This is a genomic window from Amycolatopsis sp. DG1A-15b, from assembly GCF_030285645.1.
Lineage (GTDB): Bacteria > Actinomycetota > Actinomycetes > Mycobacteriales > Pseudonocardiaceae > Amycolatopsis.
This window is the reverse complement of sequence record NZ_CP127296.1, coordinates 656,163-678,833: the sequence shown is the minus strand read 5'-3', so window position 1 is coordinate 678,833 and position 22,671 is coordinate 656,163. Positions and strand designations below refer to the sequence as shown.

22 protein-coding genes are annotated in these 22,671 nt (G+C 72.5%); 8 read left to right on the top strand and 14 right to left on the bottom strand.

The genetic code is table 11. From position 1 onward, the window contains the following. The first annotated feature begins 47 nt into the window (after positions 1 to 47). Positions 48 to 863, top strand: coding sequence for a serine hydrolase domain-containing protein (locus QRY02_RS03165; protein WP_285989983.1), 816 nt, complete (start codon positions 48 to 50; stop codon positions 861 to 863). A gap of 445 nt (positions 864 to 1,308) precedes the next feature. On the opposite strand, the gene QRY02_RS03160 is transcribed toward QRY02_RS03165, so the two are convergent. Together QRY02_RS03160 and QRY02_RS03155 are read right to left on the bottom strand one after the other, a co-directional pair. Continuing rightward, positions 1,309 to 2,244, bottom strand: a complete 936-nt coding sequence (locus QRY02_RS03160; protein ID WP_285989982.1) for a D-2-hydroxyacid dehydrogenase family protein — start codon at positions 2,242 to 2,244, stop codon at positions 1,309 to 1,311. Positions 2,245 to 2,270: 26 nt separating this feature from the next. Beyond that, positions 2,271 to 2,816, bottom strand: a complete 546-nt coding sequence (locus QRY02_RS03155; protein WP_285989981.1) for a helix-turn-helix domain-containing protein — start codon at positions 2,814 to 2,816, stop codon at positions 2,271 to 2,273. 38 nt (positions 2,817 to 2,854) lie between these two features. On the opposite strand from QRY02_RS03155, the gene QRY02_RS03150 reads away from it, so the two are divergent. From QRY02_RS03150 to QRY02_RS03140, 3 genes are all read left to right on the top strand, one after another. After that, the gene (locus tag QRY02_RS03150) at positions 2,855 to 4,138 is read left to right on the top strand and encodes an alpha/beta hydrolase (RefSeq protein WP_285989980.1); all 1,284 of its coding nucleotides are present in this window, start codon (positions 2,855 to 2,857) and stop codon (positions 4,136 to 4,138) included. A gap of 131 nt (positions 4,139 to 4,269) precedes the next feature. Next, a complete protein-coding gene (locus QRY02_RS03145; RefSeq protein WP_285989979.1) occupies positions 4,270 to 4,686 on the top strand; it encodes a hypothetical protein in 417 nt (138 codons plus the stop codon). Between the two features lie 25 nt (positions 4,687 to 4,711). Continuing rightward, positions 4,712 to 5,371 carry a TetR/AcrR family transcriptional regulator gene (locus QRY02_RS03140; RefSeq protein WP_285989978.1) on the top strand — a complete coding sequence of 220 codons (660 nt, stop codon included), beginning with the start codon at positions 4,712 to 4,714 and terminating at the stop codon, positions 5,369 to 5,371. On the opposite strand, the gene QRY02_RS03135 is transcribed toward QRY02_RS03140, so the two are convergent. The 7 genes from QRY02_RS03135 to QRY02_RS03105 form a co-directional block, all read right to left on the bottom strand. Beyond that, positions 5,343 to 6,602, bottom strand: coding sequence for a GrpB family protein (locus QRY02_RS03135; protein ID WP_285989977.1), 1,260 nt, complete (start codon positions 6,600 to 6,602; stop codon positions 5,343 to 5,345). The genes QRY02_RS03140 and QRY02_RS03135 overlap by 29 nt on opposite strands. A 57-nt stretch (positions 6,603 to 6,659) precedes the next feature. Beyond that, positions 6,660 to 7,514 carry a shikimate dehydrogenase gene (locus QRY02_RS03130; protein WP_285989976.1) on the bottom strand — a complete coding sequence of 285 codons (855 nt, stop codon included), beginning with the start codon at positions 7,512 to 7,514 and terminating at the stop codon, positions 6,660 to 6,662. Continuing rightward, the gene (mltG, locus tag QRY02_RS03125) at positions 7,504 to 9,720 is read right to left on the bottom strand and encodes an endolytic transglycosylase MltG (RefSeq protein ID WP_285989975.1); all 2,217 of its coding nucleotides are present in this window, start codon (positions 9,718 to 9,720) and stop codon (positions 7,504 to 7,506) included. The genes QRY02_RS03130 and mltG overlap by 11 nt, the downstream gene beginning before the upstream one ends. After that, the gene (gene ruvX, locus QRY02_RS03120; RefSeq protein ID WP_020645192.1) at positions 9,717 to 10,145 is read right to left on the bottom strand and encodes a Holliday junction resolvase RuvX; all 429 of its coding nucleotides are present in this window, start codon (positions 10,143 to 10,145) and stop codon (positions 9,717 to 9,719) included. Before ruvX ends, mltG begins: the two co-directional genes overlap by 4 nt. Before the next feature lie 64 nt (positions 10,146 to 10,209). After that, positions 10,210 to 12,870, bottom strand: coding sequence for an alanine--tRNA ligase (alaS, locus tag QRY02_RS03115; RefSeq protein WP_285989974.1), 2,661 nt, complete (start codon positions 12,868 to 12,870; stop codon positions 10,210 to 10,212). 73 nt (positions 12,871 to 12,943) lie between these two features. Further along, a complete protein-coding gene (locus QRY02_RS03110; RefSeq protein ID WP_091308341.1) occupies positions 12,944 to 13,249 on the bottom strand; it encodes a hypothetical protein in 306 nt (101 codons plus the stop codon). Beyond that, complete coding sequence (locus QRY02_RS03105; RefSeq protein WP_086678291.1) at positions 13,246 to 13,632, bottom strand: DUF948 domain-containing protein; 387 nt, start codon at positions 13,630 to 13,632, stop codon at positions 13,246 to 13,248. The genes QRY02_RS03110 and QRY02_RS03105 overlap by 4 nt, the downstream gene beginning before the upstream one ends. Before the next feature lie 152 nt (positions 13,633 to 13,784). Here QRY02_RS03105 and QRY02_RS03100 point away from each other — a divergent pair, with 152 nt between their 5' ends. Continuing rightward, positions 13,785 to 14,663: a hypothetical protein gene (locus QRY02_RS03100; RefSeq protein ID WP_285989973.1), complete on the top strand. Its 879-nt coding sequence runs from the start codon at positions 13,785 to 13,787 to the stop codon at positions 14,661 to 14,663. Here QRY02_RS03100 and QRY02_RS03095 read toward each other — a convergent pair. The 3 genes from QRY02_RS03095 to QRY02_RS03085 form a co-directional block, all read right to left on the bottom strand. Beyond that, positions 14,660 to 15,505 (bottom strand): NAD(P)-dependent oxidoreductase, encoded by an 846-nt coding sequence (locus QRY02_RS03095; RefSeq protein ID WP_285989972.1) that lies wholly within the window; start codon positions 15,503 to 15,505, stop codon positions 14,660 to 14,662. The two genes, QRY02_RS03100 and QRY02_RS03095, sit on opposite strands and share 4 nt — an antisense overlap. A gap of 37 nt (positions 15,506 to 15,542) precedes the next feature. Beyond that, positions 15,543 to 15,920 (bottom strand): VOC family protein, encoded by a 378-nt coding sequence (locus QRY02_RS03090; RefSeq protein ID WP_285989971.1) that lies wholly within the window; start codon positions 15,918 to 15,920, stop codon positions 15,543 to 15,545. A gap of 120 nt (positions 15,921 to 16,040) precedes the next feature. Then, entirely contained in the window at positions 16,041 to 17,417 is a 1,377-nt protein-coding gene (locus tag QRY02_RS03085) for a replication-associated recombination protein A (RefSeq protein ID WP_285989970.1), read from the bottom strand. A gap of 141 nt (positions 17,418 to 17,558) precedes the next feature. On the opposite strand from QRY02_RS03085, the gene QRY02_RS03080 reads away from it, so the two are divergent. The 3 genes from QRY02_RS03080 to QRY02_RS03070 all read left to right on the top strand — a co-directional run bounded on the left by QRY02_RS03080 (position 17,559) and on the right by QRY02_RS03070 (position 20,284). Continuing rightward, on the top strand, positions 17,559 to 18,254 hold the full coding sequence (locus QRY02_RS03080) for a TetR/AcrR family transcriptional regulator (RefSeq protein ID WP_285989969.1): 696 nt from the start codon (positions 17,559 to 17,561) through the stop codon (positions 18,252 to 18,254). A gap of 30 nt (positions 18,255 to 18,284) precedes the next feature. Next, complete coding sequence (locus QRY02_RS03075; RefSeq protein WP_285989968.1) at positions 18,285 to 19,493, top strand: cytochrome P450; 1,209 nt, start codon at positions 18,285 to 18,287, stop codon at positions 19,491 to 19,493. A gap of 62 nt (positions 19,494 to 19,555) precedes the next feature. Then, complete coding sequence (locus QRY02_RS03070; protein ID WP_285989967.1) at positions 19,556 to 20,284, top strand: metallophosphoesterase family protein; 729 nt, start codon at positions 19,556 to 19,558, stop codon at positions 20,282 to 20,284. Here QRY02_RS03070 and QRY02_RS03065 read toward each other — a convergent pair. After that, the gene (locus tag QRY02_RS03065) at positions 20,256 to 21,083 is read right to left on the bottom strand and encodes an SGNH/GDSL hydrolase family protein (RefSeq protein ID WP_285993749.1); all 828 of its coding nucleotides are present in this window, start codon (positions 21,081 to 21,083) and stop codon (positions 20,256 to 20,258) included. The genes QRY02_RS03070 and QRY02_RS03065 overlap by 29 nt on opposite strands. A 333-nt stretch (positions 21,084 to 21,416) precedes the next feature. Further along, the gene (locus QRY02_RS03060) at positions 21,417 to 22,598 is read right to left on the bottom strand and encodes a phosphotransferase (protein ID WP_285989966.1); all 1,182 of its coding nucleotides are present in this window, start codon (positions 22,596 to 22,598) and stop codon (positions 21,417 to 21,419) included. Positions 22,599 to 22,671: the final 73 nt, after the last annotated feature.

Sequence of the window (22,671 nt, the reverse complement as noted above, 5' to 3'; positions counted from 1 at the left end):
CGACAGCCGGTGCGGGGGCCTTCGCGGCGTTTCGTAGGCTGGGTCCCATGGAGAGCGTGCGCCTGATCGACGAGTGGCCGGTGGACAACGCCGCGACGGCCGTGGTGGCAGCGGACGGGAGCGTCGTGGGCCGCCACGGCGACACCGCGCGCACGTTCCGGCTGGCCTCGGTCTCCAAGCCGCTGACCGCCTACGCCGCGCTCATCGCGGTCGAAGAGGGCGTCGTCGAGCTCGACACCCCGGCCGGGCCCGAGGGCTCGACCGTGCGGCACCTGCTCGCCCACACCTCGGGGCTCGCCTTCGACGCGCACAAGGCGATGGCCGCACCGGGCACGCGGCGGCTCTACTCCAACGCCGGGTTCGAACAACTCGCCGACGCGCTGGCCGACCACTCCGGCATCCCGTTCGCGCAGTACCAGGCCGAGGCGCTGTTCGCCCCGCTCGGCATGACCTCGACCACGCTGGAAGGCTCGCCCGCGGCCGGCGCGGTGTCCACTGTGGACGACCTGGCCGCCTTCGCCGCCGAGCTGCAGGCCCCGAAGCTGCTGGACCCGGCCACGGTGGCCGAAGCGACGAACGTCGTGTTCCCCGGGCTGTCCGGCGTGCTGCCCGGGTTCGGCCACCAGAAGCCCAACGACTGGGGCCTCGGCTTCGAGATCCGCGACCACAAGAGCCCGCACTGGACCGGCGCGAACAGCTCGCCGCGGACGTTCGGCCACTTCGGCCAGTCGGGCACGTTCCTCTGGGTCGACCCGGACGCGGGCGCGGCCTGCGTCGCGCTGACCGACCGCGCGTTCGGCCCGTGGGCCGCCGAGGTCTGGCCGCGCTACACCGACGCCGTCCTGGCGGAACTGGGCGCGTGAAGCGGTTCTTCCTCGCCGCCCTCCTGCTGCTCGCCGCGTGCACCGCCCCCGCTCTCCCCGCAAGCGCCTGAGGCACCCCCGGCGCTCGGCACGAACGGCGCCGCGGTCCCGGTGCTGCAGGGCGGACCGGCTGCCGCCGGCCGGCTCGCCACTGCGGCAGCCGGACGCGTTCTTCGCCGCGGGCGCGGCGACCGGCAACGCCTGCGCGGCCTCGGACGCCCTGGTGACCGTGCCGTTCCCCTGACGCGGTCGTCAGCGGGAAACCGGGTCAGCACCCGGTTTCTCACTCACGACCAGCCGCGGCGGCCCGACCAGCCGAACGGACGCCACCGGCAGGGTCCAAAGACCCTGCCGCCGCCCTCGCCGAAGTGGTGTCATCAAGAGGTGCAGGCCCGCCGCAGGGCCGGTGCGGGGACCTCGGGCCCCGGCGGGCCGCACACCTCCTTCACTCCGCCATGACGCGGATGGGCTCCCCCGCCTGGTAGGCCGCGATGTCCTCGACCGCGTCGCCGTAGAAGATCTCGTAGACCTCGCGGGCGACGAAGCCGATGTGCGGCGTCAGGACCGCGTTGTCCAGTGTCCTCAGTGGATGGTCGGCGGGGAACGGCTCGGTGTCGTAGACGTCCAGGGCGGCCGCGCGGATCTCCTTGCGCCGCAACGCGTCCACCAACGCCGCTTCGTCGACGATCGGGCCGCGGGAGGTGTTCACCAGCAGCGCCGTCGGCTTCATCGCGGCGAGCTCGGCCGCCCCGACCAGGCCGCGGGTGCGCTCGCCGAGGACCAGGTGGATGGACAACACGTCCGACCGGGCGAACAGCTCGTCCTTGGTCACCGCGGTGACGCCGTGCGGGCCCGCCTTCTCCTGCGTCAGGTTCCGGCTCCAGGCGATGGTCTCCATCCCGAAGGCCTGCCCGATCTTCGCCGCGCCCGCGCCGAGCCTGCCGAGGCCGAGCAGGCCGAGCGTCTTGCCGTGCAGCATGGTGCCGACCGACGTCTGCCAGCCGCCCTCACGCATGGACCGGAACTCCTGCGGCAGGTTCCGCGACGCGGCCAGGATCAGCGCCCAGGTGTGCTCGGCGGTCGGCTCCCCGAGGTAGCCGGTGGCGGACACGACGACGCCGTTGCGCCGCGCGGCGGCGACGTCGATGGCCGCGTTCCGCTGGCCCGTGCTCACCAGCAGCTTCAGGTCGGGGAGGGCGTCGAGCACCGCGGCCGGGAAGCGGGTGCGCTCCCGCATCGCGACCACCGCTTCGAAGCCCTGCAGCTGCTTGACGACGTCGGTCAGGGGTTCGGTGAAGACCGTGATGTCGGCCTTGAGCGAGTCCCAGTCACCGAAGGTGAGGGCGACGTTCTGGTAGTCGTCGAGAATGGCGATCCGCATGGCCTCACCGTAGTAGGTGGGGCCGTTCAGCCGGCCTCGGTGGCGGGTGGTTCGCCGGGGAAGAGGATCGGGCTGAGCAGGTACCGGGTGCGGCCGGGGGCGGCCGGGTTGGCCAGCCGGGGGAGGATCGCGGCGCGCAGTTCGCCGATCATGGCGGCGAGTTCGTCCCGGTCGAGCCAGATGGCGTGTTGCTGGTAGCCGACGGGGTCGGCGACCGGGTCGGCGTCGGCGCGGTCGAGGTAGGCGTTGAACTCGGCGACCAGCGCGGCCACCGCCACGGCGAATCCGCGCCGGTGGTCGTCGAGCGACATCGACGCGACCGCCCCGGGGTCGACGGACGCCCGTTCCCGGCACAGCCGGTAGTGGCGCTCGACCGCGCCGCGGACCCGGCGTTCGTCGGCCACCTCCAGGATCCCGCCGGCGGCGAGCAGGTCGACGTGCCGGTAGACCATCGCTTTCGAGACGTCCGGCAGGAGCGCGCAGAGCTGAGCGGTGGTGAGCGTCCGCCCGCCGCGCATGGCGTGCACGATCCGCAGCCGCGCCGGGTGGCCCAGCAGTTCCAAAGTGTCCACTGCCCAACAGTCTCATGAGGTGATACCGTTCGCAAAACATGAGAACGGTGGAGGTCGGGATGATGACGGGTACGGGTCCGGCGGCGGTTGCCACGGCGGTCGTCGGCATGGCGGCCACGGGACGCTATGCGGAGGTCGAGGCGTTGTTCGCGCCGCGGCTGCGGGCGGCGGCGTCCGCCGAGACGCTCCGGGTCGGCTGGGAGACGGAAATCGCCAAGATCGGGCCGGTCCGGGCGGTCGGCGGCCCGGTGAGCGAGCCGGCCAAGGCGGGGCTGGTCCGGGTGAGCGTCCCGGTGACCGGTGCACGCGGGGGCCTCACGGTGGTCATGTCGGTCGACGACGCCGGCCTGCTGCACGGCCTCCGGCTCGCGCCGCCGTCGGGCACGACGTGGGAGCCGCCGGCCTACGCCGAGCCGGACCGGTTCACCGAGCACGAGGTCACCGTCGGCGCCGGCCCGCTCGCGGTGCCCGGCACGATCACCCGTCCCCGGGGGCGTGGCCCGTGGCCGGGCCTGGTGCTGCTCGCTTCGGGGCCCGCCGACCGCGACCTGACGACCGGGCCCAACAAGCCGTTCAAGGACCTGGCGTGGGGGCTGGCCTCCCGCGGCGTCGCGGTGGCCCGGTTCGACAAGGTGACCCACGTCCACCCCGAGGCCGGCTCCGCGGCCGGCTTCACGATGGCCGAGGAGTACGTGCCGCACGCGGTCGCCGCCGTCCGCCTGCTCCACCGGCAGCGGAAGGTGGACCCGGCGCGGGTGTTCGTCCTGGGCCTCAGTGGCGGCGGCAAGGCGGCGCCCCGGGTCGCGGCCGCCGACCCGTCGGTCGCCGGCGTGATCAGCCTGGCCGGTGACACGCTGCCGCTGAGCCGGGCGGCCGTCCGGGTCGCCCGCTACCTGGCCGAGCTGAACCCCGGTCCGGCCACCACGGCGGCCGCCGAGTCGGTCGCGCGGCAGGCGGCGCTCGTCGAGGACCCCGGCCTGTCACCCGCCACCCCGGCGGCGGACCTGCTGTTCGGCTGGCCGGCCTCGTACTGGCTGGACCTGCGCGGCTACGACCCGGTCGCCACCGCGGCCGGGCTGGACAAGCCGATCCTCATCCTGCAGGGCGGCCGCGACTACCAGGTGACCGTGGCCGGCGACCTCGCGCGCTGGCGGGAGGGCCTGGCCCGGCACCCCGACGTCACGATCCGCGTCCACGACGCCGACGACCACCTGTTCTTCCGCGGCGAAGGACCGTCCACCCCCGCCGGGTACGAGTCGCCGCAGCACGTCGACCCGGCCGTCGTCACCGACATCGCGGACTGGGTTTCGATGCCGCGCTGAGCACGCGCCGCACCCCGGCTGCCCCGGGGCGGTCGGCAGCGCGGCGACGGCGGACGTGACCCAGGCCTCTTGAACACGTTCAAAAACCGCGCTACGGTACTTCTGAACACGTTCAAAACAAGGAGGCACCCATGGACCTGATCATCGTCGCCTACGCGCTCTACCTGCTGCTCAGCATTCCGCTGACCGTGCTCGTCGCCCGGACGCTGAGCAAGCACGGCCGCACTTTCCTCACCGAGGTCTTCGCGGACAGCCCCGGCCTGGCCAACGCCGTCAACCAGCTCCTGGTCGTCGGCTTCTACCTGGTCAGCCTCGGCTTCGTGACGCTGTTCCTGACCAGCAGCACCCTGGAGCTGACCACGCGCGGGGTGTTCGAGCTGCTGTCGGTCAAGATCGGCACGGTGGCGCTCGTCCTCGGCGTCATGCACCTGCTCAACGTCCTGGTCTTCAACGGCATCCGGCGTCGCCACCTGGCTCCGCCCCCGCCGGCGCCGATACCGCTGCCCTACCCCGGCATGCCGCAGGCCCCGCCCTTCCCCGCCCCCTGACGGCCGCGGCGCTAACGTGCAGCGCGTGGCCAAGAGCGAGGAAACGCGGTCCCTGATCGTCACGACCGCGATGCGGCTGTTCACCGAGAACGGCTACGACCGCACGACGATGCGCGCGATCGCCGCCGAAGCGGGCGTCTCCGTCGGGAACGCCTACTACTACTTCTCGTCCAAGGAACAGCTGATCCAGGGCTTCTACGACGAGATGGCCGGGCAGCACCTGACCGCGGCCCGCCTGCTGCTGACCGGCGAGACCGGCTTCGCGGCGCGCCTCAAGGCCGTGCTGCTGTGCTGGCTCGACGTCGCCGAGCCCTACCATCGCTTCGGCACGCAGTTCTTCGTCAACGCGGCCGACCCGGAGTCGCCGCTGAGCCCGTTCAGCGACGACTCCTCGGCCGCTCGCGAAGCGTCGATCGGCCTCATGCGCGAGGTCGTCGAGGGCTCCGACGTCAAGCTCGACCCGGAACTGCGCGAACAGCTGCCGGAGCTGCTCTGGCTCTACCAGATGGGCGTGGTGCTGTTCTGGGTGCACGACCGCTCGGCGGGCACGAAACGCAGCCGGATGCTGGTCGAGCGCAGCGTCCCGCTGCTGGCCCGGCTGGCGGCGCTCTCCCGGCTGCGGGTGTTCCGGCCCGTCAGCCGGGAGATCGTCGACCTCATCCAGGACCTCGCCAAGCGGGACTGACCGCCCGGAAGTACAGGAACCGCGGCTTGGTCCGCAGGTTCGCCGTCCACTTCGGATCGGCGGCTTCGGCCTCGGGGAGCGGCATCGGCTCCACCAGGCGGTCCACCGCGAAGCCCGCGTCACGGACCGCCTGGAACGTCCAGCTCAGCGGCCGCCGGTGGAAGCGCACGTGGTGGCCGGGCGGGAACTCGTCCTCCAGCAGCTCGAGCTCGAAGTAGTTCTCCTTGCCGAACCACCGCCAGTCCTCGCCCGGGTGGTGCACCGAGAACACCAGCGCCCCACCGGGTTTGAGGATCCGGCGGAACTCCGCCAGCGCCGGGCCCCAGTCCGCCAGGTAGTGCAGCACGAGCGACGCGGTGACGACGTCGATCGAGGCATCCGGCACGGCGAGCGGCCGGGCGATGTCCGCGACCTCGAACCGGGCGACGTCGCCGAACTTGCGGCGCGCGACGGCGATCATGCCCGCGCTCGAGTCGACGCCGAGGACGTCGGCACCCCGGCCGGCCAGGAGCGCGCTCAGGTGCCCGGCCGCGCAGCCGGCGTCGAGCACGCTCAGCCCGTCGACGTCCCCGGCCAGGTCGAGGATCGCCGGCCGGTCGTAGAAGGCGTTGGTGACGGACTTCTCCGCGTGCTCGGCGTAGGCCTCGCTGTGGCCGTCGTACTGCTCGGCCCGCGCGCGGGCGAGGATCTCCTCGACCACTTCCGTCTTGGCGTCGGCGTAGTGCTGGATGTACTTCCACTCCCGTGCGGCGAGTTCACGCTTCTTCGCCGCGTACAGCTCAAGCTCCTCCGGGTGCGAGCGCAGGCGGTCGCGGAAGAGGCGGTAGCGCGGCGTCTGGCCGTTGCCCGGCGAGTAGACGTACAGGTTGACGTTCGTGTCCGGGCCCTTGAAGCAGCGGTGCTCCTCCCAGTCCGGTTCGCGGATGACGAGCCGGTAGCCGGCCGCCTCCAGCGCCGGGACGTAGGTGTCCTCGTCGGCGGAGTCCGGCACCTCCAGGAGGATGTCGACGATCGGCTTGGCGCACAGCCCCGGCACCGACGTCGAGCCGACGTGCTCGAGCACGAGCACCCGCTCCCCCAGCGCGCCCCGGATCCGCTCGGCTTCGCGCTCGAAGAGCCGCGGCCACTCCGGGTCGTAGTCGGCGAGCGTGACGGTCGAGTTGAGCTTCGGCGGTTCGCCGACCCACGCCTTCCGGACCTCTTCGTCGCTCAGCGCTTCTTGACCGGCCATTCCGATAGACCCCCTTCAGCAAGGCAGTCGACCAGATTATCAACGCGCGCAAGCGGTTTATTCGATCGGCAGCGGCAACAGGTTGCCCGTCGCCGCGCGCAGCGCGTCCCGCATCGCCGCCCGCGGGGCCGGACGGCCGGTGAAGTGCTCGGCCTGGCCGAATGCCTGGTGCAGCAGCATGTCCAGCCCCGTCGCCAGCCGGCCCCCGCGCGCCGCGACCGCTTCGGCGAGCGGTGTCGGCCACGGGTGGTAGATGACGTCGAGGACGTGCTTGACCGCGGCGAGGTCGGCGACGTGCGCGGCGACCGCGTCCGGCGGGACCGTGTTCACCAGCACCGCGGCGGACCCCAAGGCCGCGAAGTCCGTCTCGGCCCAGCGCAGGACGTCGACGTCGAGCGCGGCCCGCTTCGCCGCATCGAGCGTTTCGCCGGCCCGGGCGGGTTCGCGCACGACCAGCCGCACCTGCCGGACCCCGAGGGCGGCGAGCCCGACGACCGCCGCCGCCGCCGTTCCGCCCGCGCCGAGCACGACCGCGGTGTCCGCGGGGGCCGGCTCGTAGCCGCCCGCGGCGCGCAGCGCGCCGGTGACACCTTCGACGTCGGTGCAGTCGGCGAGCCAGCCCCGCGCGGTGCGGACCAGCGTGTTGGCCGCGCCGACGGCGGCCGCACGCGGCGTCACCTCGTCCGCGTGGTCCAGGGCCGCGCGCTTGCCCGGCATGGTGACCGAAAACCCGGTCCACTCCGGGCCGAGGCGTTCGACCAGGCCCGGGAGTTCCTCGGCGCTCGTCTCGATCCGCTCGTAGGTCCAGCCGGTCAGGCCGAGCGCGGCGAACGCGGCGCCGTGCAGCACCGGGGACAGCGAGTGCGCCACCGGCTTGCCCAGCACCGCGGCCTTCCGGACCTCAGATGACACCGCGGGCCTTGGCCAGGTCCCGGTTGCGGTTGTGCTCGTCGTTGCTGACGGCGAAGCAGGACAAGCCGTTCTTCTCGCACTTGACGAAGAACAGCCATTCGCCGTCCGGCGGCTTCACCGCGGCCTTGATCGCGTCCGAACTCGGCACCGCGATGGGCGTCGGCGGCAGCCCGGTGTTCCGGTAGGTGTTGTAGGCGCCGGATTTCGCCCGGTCGGCTTCGTCCGTCAGCAGCGTCGGCCGGTCCAGCACGTAGTTGACCGTGGAGTCCATCTGCAGCCGCATGTTGATCTTCAGCCGGTTGTAGATGGTCCGCGAGAGCTTGCCGAAGTCGGCCTTCACCGCCTCGCGTTCGATGATCGAGGCGATGATCAGCGTCTGGTACGGCGTCATCCCGGGGCCGGTCGCCTGCGGGCTGAGCCCGGCGTTCTGGATCGCCTCGGCCGAGGTGTGCACCAGCTGCCCGAGCATCTCCTGCGCGGTCGATCCGGGCTTGACGTCGTAGAGCCCCGGCGCGATCAGGCCCTCCAGCCTGCGGTCCTTGCGGTCGGCCTTGTTCGCGGGCTCGATCGCCCAGTCCGGCACGCCGAGCTGCTTCAGGTCCGCCGCGTCGACGGCCTTGCGCAGGTCGTCCGCCGAGACGCAGGTGCTCTTGCCGTTGAGCTGGGCGCACGACGCCTTCGCCATCAGGCTGTACACGCCGGGTGTGACCTTGCCATCGGGCTGGGTGATGTCGTCGAACTGCGTGTACGGCCGGATCTCCAGCTGGCCGACGCGGGCGGCCGCGTCGGTGATCCGGTCGACCGCGCTGGCCCCGGACATGTGCGACTTCATCACGTAGAAGCCGTGCTGGACCCGGGCGAGCTTCGGGTTGCCCTCGCCCGCCTTGACGAAGGCCTTGGTGCTGGCGACAACGCCCGCGGTGGTGAGCTTCGCGCCGATCGCCGACGTCGTGTCGCCGTCGTCGACCTGGAACACCACATCGTCGGTGCCGGCACCGTCGAAGTCGTCGTAGCCGAAGAACCTGTTGAAGCCGTACCAGGCGCCGCCGGCGAGCAGGGCGATCACCGCGATCGCGGCGACCCAGCCGAGGGCGCGCTTGCCCTTCTTCCGCGGCTTTCGCGGCTCTTCGTCGTAGTCGTCGTACTCCTCGTCGTACTCCGACTCGTCGTAGTCGTCGTACTCGTCGTAGTCCGCGTACTCGTCGTCCTCGGCGAGGAGGCCGGGCTCCTCCGGTGGCGTCCTCGGCGGTTCGGCCGGGGGCAGCGGGGCCAGCGCGGGCAGGACGTCGGTCACCGGCTCTTCGCGGGCCGGCGGCGCCGGCGGGCGGCGGCGCGGCTCGGCGCCGGGCTCGGGCACGCCTGCGGAGCGGTCACCCGGCTGGACGGCCCGTCGCACGGGCGGTTCGCGACGCGGGTCGGCATCGGGATCGAGCGCCGCGCGGCGCCGCCGCGGATCGACGGCCTCGGCCGCGTCGGGAGTGGCCCGGCGGCGGACCGGCGGACCGGCGGCCTCCGCCGGCTCGGGTGCCGGGCCACGCCGGCCCGGCGGGGGCTCGGCCGCGTCGGGATCGGCGCGCCGCCGCCGTGCGGGCGCCGGCTCGATCCGCTGGGGCACGGCGCGACGCCGGGGCGGCCCGTCCTCGGCCTCGTCGGGCTCGGGACCCGCGCGACGCCGACGCGGGGCGGGCTGCTCGATCTCGGAGCCCTCATCGGGCTTGGGAGCCCCACGACGCCGGCGCGGAGCGGGCTGCTCTATCTCCGGGCCCTCATCGGGCTCGGGAGCCCCACGACGCCGGCGCGGAGCGGGCTGCTCGATCTCGGAGCCCTCGTCGAGGCCGTGCCGGGCGTGGGCGGCGCGGGCCGGGGCGGCCCGCCGCTCCTGGGGGTCGAGTTCGGCGTCGGCCGGGGTCAGCGTGGCCGGCGGCTCGAGTCGGCGACGGCCGGGCTGCGGCGCGCCGCGGCGCGGGTCGTAGCCCGGCGGCTCTTCCCGCCGGGTCCGGCGCGAAGGCTGGGGCAGGTCGTATTCGCCGCTGGGTGCCTGCCCGCGGCGGGGCGGCAGCTCGTGCTGCCCGCTCGGCGTGCGGCGCGCTTCCGCGGCCCGCGGGTCGGCGCGGCGCGGCGCGGGCCGGGACGGCGGCGGGGTGGCCGCTTCCGGCTCGCGCAGGCGCCGGCGCCCGCGTGGGGGCTCAGGTGGCTGCTCGTTCATCGGTCTCCCTCCCGGGCGCGGTGCGCAGCGACGGCGTCGATCCAGGCCTGCAGGATCTCGACGGCGGCGGCCTGGTCGACCACCGCACGCTGTTTGCGGCCTTTGACCCCGCGCTGGGAGAGGATGCGGGATGCGGTGACCGTGGTCAGCCGCTCGTCACCCAGCCGGACCGGCACGGGCGCTATCCGCCCGGCCAGGCGTTCAGAATACGCGATGGCCAGCTCGGCCGCCGGACCCTGCCGGTTGGCGAGCGTTCGCGGCAGGCCCACGATCACCTCGACCACCTCGTGCTCGGTGACGAGGGCGGCCAGCTGGTCCAGATCACTGTCGTCGGTCGCATCGCGGGAGAGGGTAACCAATGGCGACGCCAGCACGGGGGCCGGATCGCTCAGCGCCACCCCGACCCGGACGGATCCGACATCCACGCCGAGCCGGCGGCCGCGCCCCGGATCGGCTTCTCCTGGCCGGTCCGGGCCGCGGTTTCCGCGGTTAACCAATGCCGGCGATCGCCGAACGGAGGGCGGTGACCGCCTCGGCCGCACCGGCCGGGTTGGTGCCGCCGCCCTGGGCCATGTCGGGCTTCCCGCCGCCGCGCCCGCCGATCTTCTCGGCGAACGACGGCACGAGCTTGCCCGCCGCGATGCCCTTGTCCTGCGCCGCCTTCGTCGTCGCGACGACGAAGCTCAGCTTCTCGCCGGCCGGGGAGAACAGCGCCACCACGCCGGGCCGCGCGCCGAGCCGGCCGCGGATGTCGGAGGCGAGCGCGCGCAGGCCGTTGCCGTCGACGTCCGGGACGACCTCGGCGACGACCGTGACGCCGTTGATCTCCTGCGCCTTGTCGACCAGCGAGCCGGCCGAGCCCAGCACCTGCTGGGTCTTCAGCTGGGCGATCTCCTTCTCGGCGTTCTTCAGCCGGGTCAGGACGTCGTCGATGCGGCCGGGCAGCTGGTCCGACGGCACCTTGAAGGTGTTCGCCAGCTGCGAGACCAGCAGCTGCTCCTTGCGGACGTACTTGAGCGCGTCGGTGCCGACGAGCGCCTCGACGCGGTGCACGCCCGAGCCGATGGAGGCGTCGGAGACGAGCTTGACCAGGCCGAGCTGGCCGATCCGGTCGACGTGGGTGCCACCGCAGAGCTCGCGGGAGTAGTCGCCCATGTCGACCACGCGGACGTCGTTGCCGTACTTCTCGCCGAACAGCGCGACCGCGCCCAGTTCGAGCGCCTTGTCCTTGGTCGTGGTGAAGCTCTGCACCTCGACGTTGGTCTGCAGGTAGTCGTTGACCTCCTGCTCGACCTCGGTCAGCACGTCCGCCGACACCGAGCCCGGCGTGGTGAAGTCGAACCGCATGCGGCCCGGCGAGTTCAGCGAACCCGCCTGCGCCGCGCGCTTGCCGTACGCGCCGCGGACGGCCGCGTGCACCAGGTGCGTCGCGGAGTGCGAGCGCTCGATGGACAGCCGTCGGTGGCCGTCGACCGAGCCGGTGACCTTGGAGTCCAGGCCGATCTCGCCGTCGACGACCTCGACGCGGTGCACGAACAGGCCCGGCACGATCTTCTGGACGTCCAGGACCTTCAGCTCGACGCCGTCGCCGAGCAGCACGCCGGTGTCGGCGACCTGGCCACCGCTCTCGGCGTAGAACGGCGTGCGGTCGAGGACCAGCTCCGCCTTCTTGCCCGCGGAGACGCTGCGGACCGGCTGCCCGTCTTCGAGCAGCGCGACGACCTTGGCCTCGGCCTGCAGGTCGGTGTAGCCGAGGAACTCGGTCTCGCCGTGCTGCTCCAGGACCTTCCGGTACTCCGAAAGGTCGCCGTGGCCGGTCTTGCGCGACGCCGCGTCCGCCTTCGCGCGGGTCCGCTGCTCGTTCATGAGCGTGCGGAAGCCGTCCTCGTCGACGGTCAGGCCCTGCTCGGCCGCCATCTCGAGGGTCAGGTCGATCGGGAAGCCGTAGGTGTCGTGCAGCTGGAACGCCTTGTCGCCGGCCAGCACGTCGCCGCCGCCGCGCTTGGTCTCCTCCGCCGCCATGTCGAAGATGCGCGAACCGCTCGTCAGGGTCGAGAGGAACGCCTCCTCCTCGATCCGGACGACCTCGTTGATCCGGTCGAAGCCGGTGACGAGCTCGGGGTAGGTCGGGCCCATCGTGTCGCGGACGACCTTCGCGAACTCCTGCAGCACCGGGTCCTGCACGCCCAGCAGCCGCGTGGAGCGGATGATCCGGCGCAGCAGGCGGCGCAGCACGTAGCCGCGGCCGTCGTTGCCCGGGGTGACGCCGTCGCCGATCAGCATGACGCCGGTGCGGGCGTGGTCGGCGATGACGCGGAAGCGGACGTCGTCGGCGTGGTTCGCGCCGTAGCGGCGGCCCGAGAACTCCTCCGCGCGGCCGATGACCGGGCGCACGAGGTCGGTCTCGTAGACGTTCTCGACGCCCTGCAGGATCGTCGCGACGCGCTCGACGCCCATGCCGGTGTCGATGTTCTTCTTCGGCAGTTCCCCGATCGGCTTGTGCCCGAGCTTGGGGCTCAGGTCGCCGCGGACGTCCTGCATGAAGACGAGGTTCCAGATCTCGATGTAGCGGTCCTCGTCGGCGACCGGGCCGCCCTCGCGGCCGTACGCCGGGCCGCGGTCGTAGTAGATCTCCGAGCACGGGCCGCCGGGACCGGGCACGCCCATGTCCCAGTAGTTGTCCTTGCCGTCGCGGGCCTGGATGCGCTCGCCGGGCAGGCCGGTGAGCTTGCGCCACAGCCCGGCCGCTTCGGAGTCGTCGTTGTAGACCGTCGCCCAGATGCGGTCCGGGTCGAGGCCGAAGCCGCCGTCGGCCTGGGGCTTGGTGATCAGCTCCCAGGCGGCCTCGATGGCGCCTTCCTTGAAGTAGTCGCCGAACGAAAAGTTGCCGGCCATCTGGAAGAACGTGTTGTGCCGGGTGGTCTTGCCGACCTCGTCGATGTCCGGCGTGCGCACGCACTTCTGCACGGAGGTCGCGCGCGGGTACGGCGGCGGCGCCTCACCGAGGAAGTACGGCTTGAACTGCACCATGCCGGCGTTGACGAACAGCAGGTTCGGGTCGTCGAGGATCAGCGGCGCGCTGGGCACGCGCGTGTGGCCCCTGCCCTCGAAATGGCGCAGGAAGCGGTCGGTGATTTCGTGTGTGTCCACGGGTCAGTCCTTGTGCTGGTGGCGACGAACGGGGTCGGGCGGCGACGGCGGAAGGGTTCCGGGCAGGCCCGGATCAGCCCTCCGCCCGGCGAGCTCGCCGGACCGGGCGCCGGGCGGCAGCGGCGTGCCGTCCTTCGGCGCGGGGCGCGGTGACGCCCGTCCGCTCCTCGACCATGTCGTGCAGCTCCTGTTCCCGCTCGTTCATGCCCGCGCGCACCTCGGCGCCGAACGAACCCACGGCGCCCGCCAGCTCGCGCACGGCGTCCCCCAGGTTCGATGCTAACCCGGCCGGGGTGGCCTGACGAGCGGTTTCGGCGGCCTTGCGGGACAGCACGACGCCGGTGACCACGCCGACGCCGAGCCAGAACAGCCGCTTCACTTCGCGGCCTTCTTCGCGGCCTTCAGCGCGCTCTTCTTCTTGCGCGCCTTGATCGCCTTGCTGAGCCCGTAGGACAGCGCCGCGGTCTTGACCAGCGGGCCGCCCAGGGTCGCGGTGAACACCGACGCCAGCGCGGAGACGTTCCCGGTCACGGCCTGCGCGTTCGACGTGATGCCGTCGACCCGCTCCAGCTGGGCGTTGACGTGCGTGATCGTCTGGTTCGCGCCGATCAGCAGCGGGTCGGTGTTGCTGTTGGTGCGCTCGATCGCCTCGGTGGCCGCGTCCAGCGTCTTGCCGAGCTTGATCAGCGGGATCGCCAGCAGGACGACCAGCACCACGAATGCTCCTGCGGCGATCAACGCGGCGATCTGCCCTGCCGACACGGGCCCTCCTCGGTTCACGGGACTGCGTTTTCGATTTCACGGGTCTTTGGGTGCTGGTGAGGTTACCGCCTGGCCGGGTTCCCGACCGTGTCACCCCGCCGGGCCAGGAAAACGCGTCGCCCGGGGCCGGGGCCGCGCGGTACACCTGGGCGATGGAACACGACAGCGGACCCGGCCGGAGGGTCCTCGCCGGGCCGGGCGGGACCGCGGCCGACGTGCTGGCCGGGCTGTCCGGCGCCGACCTGACCACGGTGCAGCTGGAGATCGCGCGCCGGCGGGCGGCCCGGCTGGCCGGGCCCGACGTGCTGCGCCGCCACCGCGAAGACCGGTTCGCGGCGCCGAGCCCGCTGCCGTTCGCTCTGCTGCGCCGGGTCGAAGACGCCGCGCTCGGCGCGGCCACGGGCTTCGACCTGGTGACCCTGTCACCGCTCGTCCCGCTCGGCACCCATTCGGCGGTGGCCGGGGTGGCCCAGCACCGGGTGGTGCCGACCGGCCGCGGCACCGAGGTCGCCGCCGACCCCACCACCGGCCTGGCCCTGGAGGCGGCGGTCCGGCGCTCGGCGGAGGACGTCGTCCGGCTGGCCGCGGTGCAGCGCGTGGTGCGGGCCCAGCAGGTCCCGGCGGGGCTGTTCGCGCACTTCTCGCTGTTCGGCGCGGTGACGGCCGGCCGGGACGCCGGCGACCTGGCCTTCGAGCGACAGCACCTGGCCGAGCACGCCCGGCTGCTGGCCGCGGCCTGCCGGGCACTGGGCGCGTCCGCGGTCGAGCTGGGCGTGACCGTGCTCGACCCCCGGTTCGAGGGCCTGCTCGACACGGTGCCGGACGTGCCGGTCCACCCGTTCCCGGACCGCGAAGGCGGCCGCGGGTACTACGAGGGCCTCTGCTTCAAGGTGTACGCCTCCTTCGGTGGCGAGCTCGCCGAAGTGGGGGACGGCGGCTTCACGCCGTGGACGCGGAAGCTGCTGGGCAACGCGAAGGAACGCCTCCTGACCAGCGCCCTGGGCGTGGACCGGCTCGCGACGCTCCTCTAACGCTCCTTCACCACCGCGCGGTACAGCGCCGCCATGTCCTCGTCGCCGTGGCCGGCTTCCACCGCCGCCTCCAGGTGGGCCAGCACCGCCTTCGCGCCCGCCACGTCGACGGCTTCGGCCGCCGCCTCCACCACCAGGCGGGCGTCCTTCGCCGCCAGGCCCGCGGGGAAGGACGGCGGGTACTCGCCCGAGAGCATCGCGCCGCCCTTCACGTGCGCGTAGCCGACGTCGAGGCCGCCGCCCTTGATCGTCTCCAGGAACAGGGCCGGGTCCAGGTCCAGCGCGCGGGCGAGGCCGAGGCTTTCGGCCGTCGCGTTGGTCAGCGCCAGCACCCAGGCGTTCAGCACCAGCTTCAGGCGGCTTCCCCGGCCCGCCGGCCCGAGCCACTGCGTCTTCACGGCGACCGCGTCGAACACCGGGGTGGCCTTGGGCCGGGCCTCCTCCGGCCCGGACGCCAGCACCTGCAGCTGCGCCTGCTCCGCGGGCTGCCGGGTGCCGAGCACCGGCGCGTCCACGAACACCACGCCCGCCTTCTCCGCCAGCTCGGCGAGCCGGTCGGTCCAGTCGAGGCCGACCGTGCTCATCTGCAGCCACAACGTTCCCGAAGCAGGCGAAGCGGCTTCGAACGCCTCAGCGACGGCAGGGCCGTCGGCGAGCATCGTCACCAGGGTGTCCGCGCCTTCGGCCGCCGACGCCGCCGAATCGGCGACCGTGGCGAGGTCGGAGAGCGGCTCGGCCTTTTCCCGGGTCCGGTTCCAGACCCGGACCTCGAGGCCCGCCTTGGCGATGTTGGCCGCCATCGGGGCGCCCATGATCCCGGTTCCGAGAAACGCGACAGTCATACCGCCATCGTGCCGAAGCCGGGACGCGCCCGCGCGCTCAGTAGTCACCCAGGAGGCAGAACGGGTGGCCCGCCGGATCGGCGTAGACGCGCCAGCCCCGGCCGCCGAGGTCGGGGTCGAGCAGCCGGCCGCCGTTGGCGAGGACCACGTGGTGCGACTCGCGGAAGTCGTCGACCTCGAAGTCGAGGTGGAACTGCTGCGGGAAGGACGGGTCGGGCCAGCTCGGCGGCCGGTGGTCCGGCGCCCGCTGGAAGCCCAGGACCATGCCGTCCACGTGCAGGGTCGACCAGTCCTCGTCCACGCGCCACCGCGGGTCGGGGCGATCGACCTCCCCGCCGAGCAGGGCCTGGTAGAAGCGGGCGAGCACGAGCGGCTCCGGACAGTCCAGGACGATGCACTGCAGCGTCGCGGGCACGGGCACGCCTCCTGCCGGGGGGGTCGGGTCACCTTCGAGGCGTGCAGCTTACGAAACCCGATGATCTTGACCGCCGCGGCCCGCGAAGGTGATCAGGGTCCGGCGATCCTTCCGCTCGGCTCACCGGTCGCCGCGGATCGTCCGGCGCAGCTTGGGGACGCGATCGGCGAGCGTCCGCTCGGCGCCGCGCTCGGTGGGCTCGTAGTAGTCGCGGCCGACCAGCTCGTCCGGCGGGTACTGCTGCGCCAGCACGCCCTCCGGCACGTTGTGCGGGTACCGGTAGCCCTGGGCGTTGCCCAGCTTCTTCGCCCCCGCGTAGTGCCCGTCGCGCAGGTGGGGCGGCACCGTGCCGGCCAGCCCCGCGCGGACGTCCGCCAGCGCGGCGTCGATGCCCTTGATCACCGAGTTCGACTTCGGCGCCGTCGCCAGGTGCACGGTGGCCTGCGCCAGCGCCAGCCTGCCCTCCGGCATGCCGATGAACTGGACCGCGTGCGCGGCCGCGACCGCCGCCTGCAGGGCCGTCGGATCGGCCATCCCGATGTCCTCGCTGGCGTGCACGACCAGGCGCCGCGCGAGGAACCGCGGATCCTCCCCCGCTTCGATCATCCGGGCCAGGTAGTGCAGCGCGGCGTCCACATCGGACCCGCGGATCGACTTGATGAACGCGCTGATCACGTCGTAGTGCTGGTCGCCGTCGCGGTCGTAGCGCACCGCCGCCTTGTCCACTGTGGACTCGACGATGGCCAGGTCGATCGTCTTGGCCTCGGTGGCCGACGCCGCGTCCGCCGCCGCTTCGAGGGCGGTGAGCGCCCGGCGGGCGTCCCCGCCCGCGAGCCGGACGAGGTGGGCGCGCGCGTCCTCGGTCAGCGTCAGCTCGCCGCCGAGACCGCGCTCGTCGGCGAGCGCGCGCTCGATCAGCTCCGTGATGTCCGCGTCGGTCAGCGGGCGCAGCTGCAGCACCAGCGACCGCGACAGCAGCGGGGACACGACCGAGAAGGACGGGTTCTCGGTCGTCGCCGCGACCAGCAGCACCGTGCGGTCCTCGACCGCGCCGAGCAGCGCGTCCTGCTGGGTCTTGGAGAACCGGTGCACCTCGTCGATGAACAGCACGGTGTTCTCGGCGTTGTACTGGCGCCGCCGCCGGGCCTCCTCGATCACGCCGCGGACTTCCTTGACGCCGGCCGAAAGCGCGGACATCGCGACGAACCGGCGGCCGGTGGCGATCGAAACCAGGTTGGCCAGCGTCGTCTTGCCCGTGCCGGGCGGGCCGTAGAGCAGCACCGACGCCGGCGCGGCGCCCTCCACCAGCCGCCGCAGCGGGGCCCCCTCGCGCAGCAGGTGCTGCTGGCCGACGACCTCGCCGAGCGAGCGCGGCCGCATCCGCACGGCCAGGGGCGAGCTCGCCGGATCCGCCTGCGGTTCGGCCGCGTTCGACTCCGTGCGCTCCGGCGGAGGCGCGATGTCGGTGTTCACGGTGAAGAGCTCGTCCTGTGCCACAGAGATGACGTTAACCGACCGCACCGACAGAACCGCTTGCCCCGGTCCCCTGATCGGCGCTACCGTCGTGTTGACCGGTTGACTAGAAGTGCGATTCCAGTCAATCAGTCAAATGCTCAACGAAACCACAGGTGGAGCCGCATGAGCCATCCCAACCGCGAGCGTGCCGACCGGATCCTGGACGCGGCGGGCGAGCTGCTGCTGCGCATGGGCTACCGCAAGGTGGCGATCGACGACATCGCGCGCGCGGTGGGCATCGGCAAGGGCACCGTGTACCTGCACTGGCGGACCAAAGAGCTGGTGTTCCAGGCGCTGATGATGCGGGAGTCGGCCGATCTGACCGACGAGCTGCTGACCGCGATCAAGGCCGACCCGGCGATGATCCTGCCCCACCGGATGATCCCGGGGTCGTTCCTCATCACCCATCGCCGTCCGCTGGTGATGGCCATCCTGCGCGGCAACGCCGAGATCCTCGGCTCGCTCGGCGACGTCGCCCTGAAGAAGCAGCAGGACGAGCTGGGCGTGCGGTTCGAGGAGGTGATGATCCGGCACGGGCTGATCCGCGCGGACGTCCCCCACCTGAACTACGCGCTCCACGCCGCGACGCTCGGCTTCTACATGGGCGACACGCTTTCGGCCGAGTTCGAGGGCATTCCCCTGCAGGAGAAGGCGGACGTGCTCGCCCACCTGATCCGCACCGCGTTCGAACCGCCGGGGGAGCCCGATCCGGCCGTGGTCGCGGCGGTGGCGGCGGAACTGAGTTCGGCGCTCGAGGAGCTCATCTCGGGCTATCGGCACGGGATCTACGCACACGATCCCGCCAAGGCACCCGGCTGATCCCGGGGCCACACGGGGAAAGGGGCGGAAATGACCACCACGATGGCCGACACCTGGGGACTCCACGAGGCCCAGTTCTGGCTGCGGGGCAAGCAACCGGAGAAGCGCGTCGAGTTCGCCGCGGAGCTGGGGATGTGGAACGTCTACGGGCACCCGGAGATCGAAACGATCCTCCGCGACCCGGCGACGTTCTCGTCCGACACCACACGGCTGGTCCCGAAGGAGATGATGCCGGACCCCGACTACGACATTTCGACGGGCAGCATCCTGCAGCTCGACCCGCCGCTGCACAACAAGATGCGCAAGCTCGTCAGCCGCGCGTTCACCCCGAAGGTGGTGGCGGACCTCGAGCCGAGGATCGCCGCGATCACCCGCGAGCTGCTCGACGCGATCCCGGCCGGGGACCGGCTGGAGCTGGTCGAGGACCTGGCCTACCCGCTGCCGGTGATCGTGATCGCCGAGCTGCTGGGCGTCCCGGCCGGCGACCGGCACCTGTTCAAGGGCTGGGTGGACAAGATGTTCGAGTCCGCCAACCAGGTTTCCCTGGTGCAGAAGGACGAAAAGCAGGACGCGGCGATCCTGGCGTCCCTGGAAGGCCAGAAAGCGCTCGCCGACTACCTCGGCGTGCACGTCGACGAGCGGCGCAGGCAACCGCGGGAAGACCTGCTGACGAAGCTGGTCGAAGCCGAGCTGGACGGCGAACGGCTGTCCCGCTCCGACGTCGTCAACTTCGCGAACATCCTGCTGCTGGCCGGCCACATCACCACCACGATGCTGCTCGGCAACGCGGTGCTGTGCCTCGACACGCACCGGGAGTGGGACGAGCGGGTGCGCGCGGACCGCTCGCTCCTGCCGCCGATGATCGAAGAGTCGCTGCGGTACCTCACGCCGTTCGCGGCGGTGGCCCGCGTGACCATGCGGGAGGTCGAGGTCGGCGGCGTCACCGTGCCGGCCGACCAGATGCTGCTCTGCTGGGTGGCGGCGGCCAACCGCGACGAGCGGGTGTTCCGCAACCCGGACACGTTCGACCCGCTGCGCGCGGAGAACCCGCACCTGGCGTTCGGCCGCGGGATCCACTTCTGCATCGGCGCGCCGCTCGCGCGCCTGGAAGGCCGGGTGGCGCTGGACATCCTGCTCGACCGTTACCCGACGCTGCGCACGATCCCGGGTGAGCCGCCGAAGTTCCAGGTCAACCCCAACATGACCGGAGTGCGCGAACTGCCGCTCACGACGAAGTAGGCCGGTTGCGCCCTGGGCGAAATCGCTCGCCCGGGGCGCTCGGCGTGCCCGAAGGTGGACCGGTGAACGTGGCGGTGCTGGCGGACATCCACGGGGTCCTCCCGGCGCTGGAGGCGGTCCTGGCGGAGCCGGACGTCCGGGCGGCGGAGAAGATCGTGCTGCTCGGCGACCTGCTCGCCGGGCCGATGCCCGTCGAAACCCTCGAGCGGCTCCAGGCGCTCGGCGACCGCGCGGTGTGGGTGCGCGGCAACGCCGATCGCGAGCTGGCCGCATCCGCTCGCACCGGCGGCTCGTTCGTCCCGGACCCGATCTTCCCGTGGGCGGCGAAGCAGCTGCGTCCGGCCGACCTGCCGGTGCTCGACGCGCTGCCGCTGACGGTGACCTTGGACGGCGTGCTGTTCTGCCACGCGACCCCGCGCGACGACACGGAGATCGTGCTCGTCGACAGCCCGCCGGAGCGCTGGGCGGAGGTGCTCGACGGCGTGACCGCGGAAACCGTCGTCGTGGGGCACACGCACATGCCGTTCGTGCGTCTCGCGGACCGGCGGCTGGTCGTCAACCCCGGCAGCGTCGGCATGCCGTACGGGGCAAGGGGAGCGCACTGGGCGCTGCTCGGCGACGGCGTCCGGTTGCGGCGCACGGACTACGACGTCGAGGCGGCGTGCCGGTTCCTCGCGGAGCACTGCGCGTACCCGGACATCGAGGCGTGGGCGGACTTCTTCGTCCGCAACCCGGCTTCGGACACCGAAGCGCTGCGGGTGTTCAGCGGGCGCGGAACGAGTTCCACATGATGGCGGCGGCGTAGGGCAGGAATTCGCGGCCGCGGCGCCAGAGCCACGGGATTCCCTTGAGCACCAGCCAGCCCACGTGTCCCGTGGTGCTCGGCTCGACCCCGCCGCTGCAGGTGAGGCTCACCGGTTCCGGCACGGCGAACCCGGCGTCGGCGAGCAGCCCGGTGAAGCCGTTCGCGAGCATCCGGTGGCCCAGTTCGGAGGGGTGCAGCCGGTCGACGCTCCAGGACGCCAGGTCGTAGGCGCCGGGCAGGCGGTCGAGGTCGAGGCAGGGCACGCCTTCGCGGGCGACGACGTCGTCGATGGCGGCGTTGAGTTCGGCGACGCGGGCGCTGAGAGCGCGTTTCAGCGACGTCGGGAGCCGGAAGACCTTGCTGTGGTCGTGGAAGCGGACGGGCAGCACGGTGGTCCCGGTCTCGCGGAGGCGCCGGATCACCTCGCTGAGATCGGCGCCGACGCGAGCGGCGTCGAAGTCCGGGCGAAGGGTGTCGTTCATGCCGGCGACGACCAGCGCCACATCGGGCCGGTGCGCGACGGCGGCAGGAACCTGTTCGGTGAGCACGCACCGCATCCGCGCCCCGGCGAAGGAGGGGTTGAGGTAGCCGCGCGCATCGACCCCGAGCGCGGCGGCGACCAGCGGACCAACGCCCCGCCAGCCCCCACGCCGCGGGAGGGGATCCCCGAGCCCAACGGCGGTGGAATCCCCGAGAACGGCAAGGCGCCGGGCCCGCGCAGGCGGCGGAACGGCGGCCAGCGGCGGCCGCGACGGTTCGGGCAGGGGGGTGACATCGACGCTCATCACGGTCACGCCACGACCATCGGCCACCCAAACTCACAGCCGGTGAGAAAGAGGTAACGCGCCCACGACACCGCGCCTAATTCTTGACGCCCAGCTCACAGGGCCGGACATGTCCTGTCCGGGGGGGGCACGAAGACGGCGGACATGCCGGAGTCACCCGGCGCGAAGCGCCACCCTCCGACCACACCCCCCTGCCAACCCGATACGCAGCCGCTTCAGCGGACGCCAGGCCGTGTCAAGGCGGGAAAGCGTGCCTTGACACGGCGTGGCGTCCGTTGAAAAATCCGGCGTTCGGGTCGGCGGGAAAACCCCGGCAGACCACCAGAGGCGGACTCACCGAAAAGCGGGATAAAAAGCCAGATCAGCATGCGGCCCCAGCCGGGCCGCCAGCGCCGCGGCGACCCGGGCCGCGAACTCCGACACCGCCGTCATCCGGACGTACCCCGCGTGCTTCGCCAGATCCCGCCACCAGGTCACGAACCCGGCCTCCCGGCTCACCGGCGCCGCGTGCCGGGACAGGTTCAACGCCCCCAGCTCCTCCCCCGTGATCAGCCAAACCCGCAGCAGCTCACTCGACGTCAGGTGCGTCGCGAGGACCTCGTCGTCGGCGAAGGCCGGCCACACCCCGACCACCTCCGCCCGCCACGCCGCGATCATCGCTTCGCTCATCCCCGCCGGCAGGGCCAGTGCGTCCGGCCAGCCGGCGAACGGCAGCCTCAGGTGGGCCGCGTCGACCAGGGCCGAGCGGACGCGGCCGTTCTCGAAGTCGAGGAACCGGACGCCCTGGCCGGTCACCAGGTTGTTGTCCGGGCTCAGCTCGACCGGGCTGAACGCCCGGAAGCCCGGCGCGCGGGACTGTTCGAGGGCCGCCGTCACCTGCGCACGGACCGCGCCGGGCACCGGGATGCCCAGGCGCTTCTTGATCAGCGACGGCACCCGCTCGCAGAGCTCGTCGACGCCGTCGGAGTCGCCCTTCGCCGGGCCGCCCAGGCGCCGGAGCAGCGCGTTGAAGTCCGCTTCCCGGCCGGCCGTGCTCGCGTGCAGGCGCCCCAGCGACCGGGCCCAGGACAGCAGTGCGCGCTCGGCCGCGCGGGAGTCACGGGCGTAGAGCTTGTCCTCCAGCGTCGGCGTGCGGCCGAGGTCCTCCAGCACGAGCACGCGGTCGCGGCCGTCGTGGGCCACCAGCTCCGGGCACATCCGCTCGTCCGGGGCCAGTGCCGTGAACAGCTGGTAGCTGACCGCTTCCTGGGCGAACGGGTCGGCGCCGGACGCCGGCCGGTCCGGGTAGTGCTTGATGACGAGCGTGCGGGGCAGCGCGAACGACGACACCACCCGCGCCCGGATCACCGTGGCCGGCCCGCTCCCCGCCAGGTCCTCGGGCGTGACCAGCGTGATCGCGCTGCCGAACCGGCGTGAAAGAACGGACTCGCCCGCCGCGACGGCCGCGGCGATGGCGAGCTGCTCGGCTCCTGCCCCGACTCCAGCATCGCCGGCGGAGGAGGTGTCGACTGTCATTGTCACCGACCCTACTCGTGACTGAGCAACCATGACTACTGACATCCGGACAAGAAGGGGCATCCCGCCCGGA

Excerpts from the sequence above, each read along its gene's own strand:
- QRY02_RS03060 (WP_285989966.1), bottom strand. The coding sequence starts at position 22,598 with ATGACAGTCGACACCTCCTCCGCCGGCGATGCTGGAGTCGGGGCAGGA.
- mltG (WP_285989975.1), bottom strand. The coding sequence starts at position 9,720 with ATGAACGAGCAGCCACCTGAGCCCCCACGCGGGCGCCGGCGCCTGCGC.
- QRY02_RS03095 (WP_285989972.1), bottom strand. The coding sequence starts at position 15,505 with ATGACTGTCGCGTTTCTCGGAACCGGGATCATGGGCGCCCCGATGGCG.
- QRY02_RS03165 (WP_285989983.1), top strand. The coding sequence starts at position 48 with ATGGAGAGCGTGCGCCTGATCGACGAGTGGCCGGTGGACAACGCCGCG.
- QRY02_RS03160 (WP_285989982.1), bottom strand. The coding sequence starts at position 2,244 with ATGCGGATCGCCATTCTCGACGACTACCAGAACGTCGCCCTCACCTTC.
- QRY02_RS03065 (WP_285993749.1), bottom strand. The coding sequence starts at position 21,083 with ATGAGCGTCGATGTCACCCCCCTGCCCGAACCGTCGCGGCCGCCGCTG.
- QRY02_RS03075 (WP_285989968.1), top strand. The coding sequence starts at position 18,285 with ATGACCACCACGATGGCCGACACCTGGGGACTCCACGAGGCCCAGTTC.
- QRY02_RS03080 (WP_285989969.1), top strand. The coding sequence starts at position 17,559 with ATGAGCCATCCCAACCGCGAGCGTGCCGACCGGATCCTGGACGCGGCG.
- QRY02_RS03150 (WP_285989980.1), top strand. The coding sequence starts at position 2,855 with ATGAGAACGGTGGAGGTCGGGATGATGACGGGTACGGGTCCGGCGGCG.
- QRY02_RS03145 (WP_285989979.1), top strand. The coding sequence starts at position 4,270 with ATGGACCTGATCATCGTCGCCTACGCGCTCTACCTGCTGCTCAGCATT.
- QRY02_RS03100 (WP_285989973.1), top strand. The coding sequence starts at position 13,785 with ATGGAACACGACAGCGGACCCGGCCGGAGGGTCCTCGCCGGGCCGGGC.
- QRY02_RS03135 (WP_285989977.1), bottom strand. The coding sequence starts at position 6,602 with ATGGCCGGTCAAGAAGCGCTGAGCGACGAAGAGGTCCGGAAGGCGTGG.